The organism is Streptomyces sp. NPDC002838 (assembly GCF_040295365.1).
Lineage (GTDB): Bacteria > Actinomycetota > Actinomycetes > Streptomycetales > Streptomycetaceae > Streptomyces.
This window is the reverse complement of record NZ_JBEOVF010000064.1, coordinates 40,785-48,609: the sequence shown is the minus strand read 5'-3', so window position 1 is coordinate 48,609 and position 7,825 is coordinate 40,785. Positions and strand designations below refer to the sequence as shown.

The following is a 7,825-nucleotide window of genomic DNA, read 5'->3' as shown; positions in this document are numbered from 1 at the left end:
GGGGGCCCCCCCCACCCCCCCCTCCCCCCCGGGCGGGCCCGCGGGGCCCCGGCGGGGCCCCCCGGGTGCCCCGCCGCCCCCGGCGGGGCGGCCCGAAGGGCTGAGCACGATCGCCGTCTCGACACCGGCATAGAGCGCCCCGTAGGCGACCGAGCCATCAAAGGAAGAGAGCCGCATGTACATCGGTATTGATGTGGGCACGTCCATGGTGAAGGCCGCCGCCTTCGACGGCACCGGTCGTGAACGGGCCGTCGAGGCCCGCCCGGTGGGCCTCGCCCTGCACGGCGGGGTCGTCGAGCAGGACATGGAGGAGGTGTACGGGGCGGTCGTCGCCGTACTCGAGGAGCTGACGGCTCGCGTGCCGGAACCGGTCGAGCTGGCCGGGCTCACCGGGCAGGGCGACGGGGTGTGGCTGGTCGACGCGGAGGGCCGTCCGGTGCGGGCCGCTGCCTCCTGGATGGACGGCCGGGCGCACGAGCTGCTCGACCAGTGGCTGGCCGACGGCACCTTCGAGGCGGTGTTCCGGCGCACGGGCGGCGCCATGTTCCCGGGCTGCCCGGGCCCGCTGCTGGCCTGGCTGGACCGTCACGAACCCGAGTCCCTGGACGCCGCGCGGGCCGCCGTCTACTGCAAGGACATGGTCTTCCAGCGGCTGACGGGGGCGGCGCGGGCGACGACGGACGTGTCGGACGCCTCGATGCCGTTCCTCGACCCGCGCTCGAGGACGTACGACAACGGGGTCGTGGAGCTGCTGGGCCTGGCCCACCGGCGCGGACTGCTCGCCCCGGTCGCCGACCCGATCACGACGGCCGAGACGCGGGGCGAGGGTCTGCCGTCCGGCACCCGGATCGCGAACGGCCCGTACGACCTCCCCGCCTGCGCGCTCGGCGCCGGTGTCACCGCCCCCGGCGACGGCCTGCTCATCGTCGGCACCTGCCTGGCCGCCCTGGTCGCGACCACCGACCTGGACCTGACCGGGGAACCGGCCGGCCTGTACATCTCCACCGACCGCCCCGGCCACCGGCTGCGCGCCATGCCCGCGATGGTCGGCACGGCCGCGCTGGACTGGGTGCTGTCGACGACGGGCGTGCGCCACGAGGAGGTGGACGGGCTGCTGGCGTCGACCCCGCCCGGCGCGCACGGGGTGCGGGTCCTGCCGTACTTCGCGCCCTCCGGCGAGCGCGCCCCCTTCGTCGAGCCGCGTCTGCGCGCCGAGCTCACCGGTGTCTCCCTGGAGTCGACCCGTGCCGATCTGGTGCGGGCGGTGTGCGAGGGCATCGGCTACGCGGCCCGCCACTGCCTGGAGGCGGCCGGCCTGACGGGCTCGCTGGCCGTCTGCGGCGGCGGCACCCGCAGCCCCGCCTGGATGCGGCTGCTGGCCGACGTTCTGGGCCGGCCCCTGCGGGTCGTCGAGGGCGAGGTGGGCGCGCGGGGTGCCGTACTGGCGGCGGCCGAGCGGTACGGCGTCGCGCTGGACACGGCCGCGTGGACCCGTCCGACGGCGATCGTCGAGCCGGACCCGGGCCGGGCCGCGTACTACGCGAAGGGATACCAGGAGTACCTGGCCCGGCTGACGGAGGCCCGGAGCCGGGCGCGTAAGTGAACAGCCGTATGACGAAAGAGGGTCCTGCCGACCTGACGACACGGCAGCGGAGCGAACGATTTCGGGGGCGGGTTCGCGCAGTACGCGCTGTACTACCGCTGGGGAGTCGACGCGGTGGTGAGCGACTTCCCGGACCTGGCGGTGACTGCGAGGAGGGCTTGATGGCGACGACGCGCACACTGGACTGCCCGAACTGCCGTGGCATGCAGGAGTTCCGGCTTCTCAACGACGAGGAGAAGGCCGCGATCCGTGCGCAGAAGGGGGACCGCCACCGCGTGGACAACCTCTGGCGCTGTACCGCCATGGGCTGCCTGACGTACTACCGGCACCTGAACAAGGGCGACCGCGACCTCCTCCCCGAGAGGTTCCGCGAGGAGGAGGGCGCCGCCGCCGAGTGAGACCTGCCGAGTGAGACCTACAGGTTGCTGAAGTCCGGCTCCTTGGTCCGCGTGCGCTTGATCTCGTAGAAGCCGGGGACCGAGGCCACGGCGAGGGTGCCGTCCCAGAGGCGGGCGGCTTCCTCGCCCTTGGGGGCGGGAGTGACGACCGGTCCGAAGAAGGCGATCTGCTCGCCGTCGGAGCCGGGCACGGCGATGACCGGGGTGCCGACGTCCTGGCCGACCTTGCCGATGCCCTCCTTGTGGGAGGCGCGCAGCTCGGCGTCGAACTCGAAGTCCTCCTGGTCGGCGTACTTGATCAGCTCGGCGGGCAGGCCGGCGTCGTCGAGCGCGGCGGCTATGGCCTCGACGGTCGGGCCCTCGCCGCGGTTGTGGAAGCGGGTGCCGAGGGCGGTGTAGAGGGGGCCGAGGACGTCGGCGCCGTGCTTCTGCCAGGCGGCGGTCGCCACCCGCACCGGCTTCCAGGCGTGGGTCTTGAGCATCTCCCGGTACTCCTCGGGGAGCTCGTCGATCTTGTCCTCGTTCAGCACGGCGAGGCTCATGATGTGCCAGCGCACCTCGATGTCGCGGACCTTCTCCACCTCCAGAACCCACCGGGAAGTCATCCAGGCCCAGGGGCACAGCGGGTCGAACCAGAAGTCGACGGGGGTCTTGCCGGAGGGGGTCGTGGTCTCGGACATGAGTCTCCTCGAAAAAGTGAGTTCCACGAGCTAACACCAACGCCCGCACGATCCATTCCCGACTGCCCGGTGTCAGGGGCGCATGGGAGGATCGGGCCTGTCCACATGCTGAACACCATCCGAGGGAGTACCGCCCGTGCCCGGTGAGAACCTGTCCCGCGACGAGGCCCGGGAGCGGGCCGCCCTGCTGTCCGTCGACGGCTACGACGTGTCCCTGGACCTGCGCTCGGCGGTCGGGGACGGAGCCGGGGACGGGGCGCGGACCTTCCGGTCCGTGACCACGATCCGCTTCCGCTGCGCCGAGCCGGGCGCGACGAGCTTCGCGGACCTGATCGCACCGAGCGTCACCGCCGTCTCCCTCAACGGCAGGGACCTCGACCCGGGCGAGGTCTTCGACGGCTCCCGGATCGTCCTGGAGGACCTCGCCGCGGACAACGAGCTGGTCGTCGACGCCCAGTGCGCCTACTCCCGCACGGGTGAGGGCCTGCACCGCTTCGTCGACCCCGAGGACGGCGAGGTGTACCTGTACACGCAGTACGAGCCGGCCGACTCCCGGCGTGTGTTCGCGAACTTCGAGCAGCCGGACCTGAAGGCGCCGTTCCGCTTCGAGGTGCGGGCGCCGGAGGGCTGGACGGTGTGGAGCAACGGCGTCGGTGAACTGACCGACGGGGTCTGGCGGTTCGCGGAGACGAAGCCGATCTCGACGTACATCACGTGCGTGGTGGCGGGGCCGTACCACTACGTGACGGACACGTACTCCCGCGATCTGGGTGACGGTACGACGCTGGAGATCCCCCTCGGTGCCCTGTGCCGCAAGGGCCTCGCGCCCTACTTCGACTCCGATGACGTGTTCCTGGTGACCAAGCAGGGCCTGGACTTCTTCCACGAGCACTTCGACTGTCCGTACCCCTTCGGGAAGTACGACCAGGCGTTCGTGCCCGAGTACAACCTCGGCGCGATGGAGAATCCGGGTCTGGTGACCTTCCGGGAGGAGTTCATCTTCCGGGGGAAGGTCACGCAGGCGTCGTACGAGGGCCGGGCGAACGTCATCCTGCACGAGATGGCGCACATGTGGTTCGGCGACCTGGTCACCATGGAGTGGTGGGACGACCTGTGGCTGAAGGAGTCCTTCGCCGACTTCATGGGCGCCTTCGCCCTGGTCGGCGCGACCCGCTTCAAGGACGGCTGGATCACCTTCGCCAACCGCCGCAAGGCCTGGGCGTACCGCGCCGACCAGCTGCCCTCCACCCACCCGATCACGGCGGACATCCGTGACCTCCAGGACGCCAAGCTGAACTTCGACGGCATCACGTACGCCAAGGGCGCCAGTGTGCTGAAGCAGCTGGTGGCGTACGTCGGTCAGGACGCGTTCCTGGAGGGCGCGCGACGCTACTTCAAGCGGCACGCCTACGGCAACACGCGCCTCGGCGACCTGCTGTCGGTGCTGGAGGAGACCAGCGGGCGGGACATGGGCGTGTGGGCGCGTTCCTGGCTCCAGACAGCCGGCGTGAACGCGTTGACCCCGCAGGTGCTGTTGAGCCCGGAGGGCCGGGTGGACGAGCTGGCGCTGGTGCAGGAGGCGGCCGAGTCGCATCCCGAGTTGCGGCCGCACCGGGTGGCGGTGGGGCTGTACCGGCGAGCTGACGGCGGTGCCCTGGAGCGGTACGCGCGAGCCGAGGTGGACGTCGAAGGCCCGCGGACCGTCGTGGCGGAGTCGGCCGGTGCGGAGGCTCCCGATCTGGTGCTGGTCAACGACGACGACCTGACGTACTGCAAGATCCGCTTCGACGCGACCTCGCTGGAGACGCTGAAGGGCGGGCTGGGTGACATCACCGACCCGCTGGCGCGTGCCCTGTGCTGGTCGGCGCTGTGGAACATGACGCGGGACGCGCTGCTGCCCGCGCGGGATTTCGTGGACCTGGTGCTGCGGTTCGCGGGGCGCGAGTCGCAGATCGGCGTGCTGCAGATGCTGCACGCGTGGGCCGAGTCGGCGCTGGTGAACTACGCGGCGCCGGAGTGGCGCGAGCGGGGCGGTGCACTGCTCTCCGAATGCGCCGAGCGCGAGCTGTTCCGCGCCGAGCCGGGCAGCGAGCACCAGCTGGCGTGGGCGCGGTTCTACGCCCGGACGGCCGAGGCCCCGGGCGACTTCGAGACGCTGCGGGGCCTGCTGGACGGCACGTCGGCCATCGAGGGGCTGGAGGTCGACCAGGAGCTGCGGTGGGCGTTCCTGGAGCCGCTGGTCGTGCACGGGTTCGCCGACGAGAAGGCGCTGGACGCGGAACTGGCCCGGGACGACACCGCGTCCGGCAAGCGGCACCAGGTCCGCTGCCTCGCCGCCCGCCCGTCGGCCGCGGTCAAGGCGCAGGCCTGGGCGCAGGTGGTGGAGTCGGACGCGCTGTCCAACGCCCTGGTCGAGGCGACCATCGCGGGCTTCGACCGGCCCTCGCAGCGGGAGCTGCTCGCGCCGTACGCGGAGAAGTACTTCGCCGTGATCGAGCGAGTGTGGTCGGAGCGGTCGATCCAGATCGCGATGCACATCGTCTCGGGCCTGTTCCCGTCGCTCCAGCAGTCGCAGGAGACGCTGGACGCGACGGACGCGTGGCTCGCGGCGCACGAGGACGCGGCCCCGGCGCTGCGGAGGCTGGTGCTGGAGGCGCGGGACGATCTGGCGCGGGGCCTGCGCGGGCAGGCGTGTGACGCGAGGGCGGCCGGTGAGGCCTCGCTGTGACCTGATGCCGATTGACCTGATGCCGAGCTTTGGCCTGAGATTCGGCGTCCGGTAGCCGTTACGGAATTCAGGCAATCAGTGCCGTAACCCCTGGTCCCCACCCGAACGGACCAGGGGTTTTCCGTGCCCTTTCGGCACCCGAACATCCGTCCTTTAGTGCCTGCTTGTCCGCATTTGTCGACAGACATGTAACAGCGGTTCAGAGCCGGATCAACCGCGGGAACCTCCGGGGCATGAACCACAACTCCCCGCTCCCCCCGCTCTCCCCCCGCCCCCTCCGGCACCTCTCCGAGGGGCACCGCGGCGTCATCACGGCCGCACAGCTGCGCGCGCACGGCGTCACGGCCGCCGACACCAACGAGCAGTGCCGCCCCGGCGGCCCCTGGCAGCAGATCCTCCCCGGCGTGTTCCTCCTCCACCCCGGCCCGCCGACCAGCGAGGAACGACTGCACGCGGTGCTGATGTACGCGGCACGGCAGCAGACCACCTCGGTCCCGGCCCAGCCCGGCGGCGAGGAGCCGCACCGGCCGGTGTACACGGAGGCGGTGATCACGGGCCTGACGGCGCTCACGCTGCACGGCTTCTCCTCGGCTCCCCCGCTGACGTCCCTGGACACGATCGACGTCCTGGTCCCCCGCCTGCGCCGGCTGCGCTCGACGGGCTGCGCCCGCATCATCCGTACGGCCGCCCTGCCGGCCCCGCGGCAGGTCACCGGCGTCCCGGTCGCCCCGGTGCCGCGCGCCCTGGCCGACGCGGTGGCCGAACTGGCGGACGCGGGCGCCGTACGCCGCCTGCTGACGGAGGCGGTGCGTGGCGGCCACTGCGAACCGTCGGCCGTCGTACGGGAGTTGAACCGGGCGAAACTGCTGAGCCGGCCGCATGTGGTGGACGCGGTGGACTCCCTGCTGGCCGAGGGCCGGGCGATCGCGGAGGACGGTCTGTACCGGATGGTCCGGGAGTACGGCCTGCCGGACCCGGTCTGGAACGTCGACCTGAGGCTCCCGGGCGGACCCCACCTCGGCGGCCTGGACGCGTACTGGCCGGAGCAGGCGGTCGCGGTGGAGCTGGACACCCGCGCGCCCCGCCACGGCCACCGGCAGGAGGACGACGCCCTCTGGTCCGAATACGCCCGCAAGCGCGAGCACTTGGAGCGACTGGGCATCACGGTCGTCCACATCACACCGAAGAAGCTGCGGGAGGCGCTGGAGCAGCAGGCGACGGTGGTCCGTACGGCACTGATGGCGTCCGGCGACCGCGAACCGGCCGCGTATGTCGTGGTGCTGCCCCGGTAGCGACGGACCGGAGCAGGACCAAGAGGGGAGGGGAGAGGAGGGGCCGCCGGGGTCGCCCGGCGGCCCCTCCTCGGGCGTGCGGGGTTGGCCAGGAGAACGCCCAGAAGGCGGAGCGGCCAGGCACGGCTTCCCGCAAAGGACCCGTTGCAAAGGAACCGTTGCAACGGGTCCTTTGCAACGCTATGTTTGTACGCATGAACGAGCCACAGGACCCGCAGGTCCACAGTCTCGACGCCCGCTCGCTGCGCGGACTCGCACATCCGCTGCGTATGCAGCTTCTGAACGCGCTGCGACGCGGCGGACCGGCCACCGCGTCGCAACTGGCCGCGAAACTGGGCGAGTCCAGCGGTGCCACCAGCTACCACCTGCGTCAGCTCGCCGCACACGGCTTCGTCGAGGACGCGCCGGAGCACGGCAAGGGGCGGGAGCGGTGGTGGAAGGCGGTGCACATGGGTGTGCGCTTCGACGAGACGCTGCTCAAGGACCGTGACCCCGATGTGCGCGGGGCCGCCGACCTGTTCATGCACGAGGTCGCCAACCAGCACACCCGGGAGCTGGCGACCTGGCTCGGCACCCGCGACGACTGGTCCGAGGCGTGGCAGCGCGCCTCGGACATGAGCGACTGGACACTGAGCCTCACGCCCGAGCTCGCCCTCGAACTCACCCACAAGATGCACGAGCTCGTGGAGAGCTACCGCGCGCCGGCCCTCGACGACAGCACCCCGGACACCGAGCAGGTCCGCGTCCACACCCACATCATCCCCATCCACACGGACTGAAAGGCCGCCCGATGCACCCCGAGACCCACCTCGCCCTGCACCACACCCGCGCCGCCGAACTCCGTGCCGAAGCCGACGCGTACCGCCTCGCCGCCGTAGCCAGACGCCCACGGGAGCTCCGCACTCGTCTTGGCTGGACCCTCGTGGAGGTGGGCCTGCGACTGGCCACCGCCCCCAGGACAGCACCCGCAGTTCCCTAGCGCGGCGGCCGGTGGGTGAGGGATGGCGCGGCGAGTGGCCGCTGACGGCAGATCGCGGCGTCGAACAAATCGGGCACTCACCCCGTGATTGGCAGATCTGTTCCACCGACGCAGCTAGGTGACCTGGTGTTTTTCCTTCACCAGG

The 7,825-nt window shown here is 71.5% G+C and carries 7 protein-coding genes and 1 pseudogene; 7 read left to right on the top strand and 1 reads right to left on the bottom strand.

Features of this window, described 5'->3' with window-relative positions:
• The first annotated feature begins 175 nt into the window (after positions 1–175).
• From ABT063_RS44880 to ABT063_RS44870, 3 genes and pseudogenes are all read left to right on the top strand, one after another.
• Positions 176–1,603 (top strand): FGGY family carbohydrate kinase, encoded by a 1,428-nt coding sequence (locus ABT063_RS44880; protein ID WP_351066831.1) that lies wholly within the window; start codon positions 176–178, stop codon positions 1,601–1,603.
• A gap of 36 nt (positions 1,604–1,639) precedes the next feature.
• A pseudogene (locus ABT063_RS44875) lies at positions 1,640–1,765 on the top strand (glycerophosphodiester phosphodiesterase); the annotation flags it as partial.
• The gene (locus tag ABT063_RS44870; RefSeq protein ID WP_351066830.1) at positions 1,765–2,001 is read left to right on the top strand and encodes a hypothetical protein; all 237 of its coding nucleotides are present in this window, start codon (positions 1,765–1,767) and stop codon (positions 1,999–2,001) included. The pseudogene ABT063_RS44875 and the gene ABT063_RS44870, both read left to right, overlap by 1 nt.
• 17 nt (positions 2,002–2,018) lie before the next feature.
• On the opposite strand, the gene ABT063_RS44865 is transcribed toward ABT063_RS44870, so the two are convergent.
• Positions 2,019–2,681: a mycothiol-dependent nitroreductase Rv2466c family protein gene (locus ABT063_RS44865; protein WP_351066829.1), complete on the bottom strand. Its 663-nt coding sequence runs from the start codon at positions 2,679–2,681 to the stop codon at positions 2,019–2,021.
• A 136-nt stretch (positions 2,682–2,817) separates the two neighbouring features.
• Between ABT063_RS44865 and pepN the strand changes: the two genes are divergently transcribed.
• The 4 genes from pepN to ABT063_RS44845 all read left to right on the top strand — a co-directional run bounded on the left by pepN (position 2,818) and on the right by ABT063_RS44845 (position 7,680).
• Positions 2,818–5,409: an aminopeptidase N gene (gene pepN, locus ABT063_RS44860; protein WP_351066828.1), complete on the top strand. Its 2,592-nt coding sequence runs from the start codon at positions 2,818–2,820 to the stop codon at positions 5,407–5,409.
• Between the two features lie 233 nt (positions 5,410–5,642).
• On the top strand, positions 5,643–6,701 hold the full coding sequence (locus ABT063_RS44855) for a hypothetical protein (protein ID WP_351066827.1): 1,059 nt from the start codon (positions 5,643–5,645) through the stop codon (positions 6,699–6,701).
• A gap of 194 nt (positions 6,702–6,895) precedes the next feature.
• The gene (locus tag ABT063_RS44850) at positions 6,896–7,480 is read left to right on the top strand and encodes an ArsR/SmtB family transcription factor (protein ID WP_351066826.1); all 585 of its coding nucleotides are present in this window, start codon (positions 6,896–6,898) and stop codon (positions 7,478–7,480) included.
• Positions 7,481–7,491: 11 nt separating this feature from the next.
• Positions 7,492–7,680, top strand: coding sequence for a hypothetical protein (locus ABT063_RS44845; RefSeq protein ID WP_351066824.1), 189 nt, complete (start codon positions 7,492–7,494; stop codon positions 7,678–7,680).
• Positions 7,681–7,825: the final 145 nt, after the last annotated feature.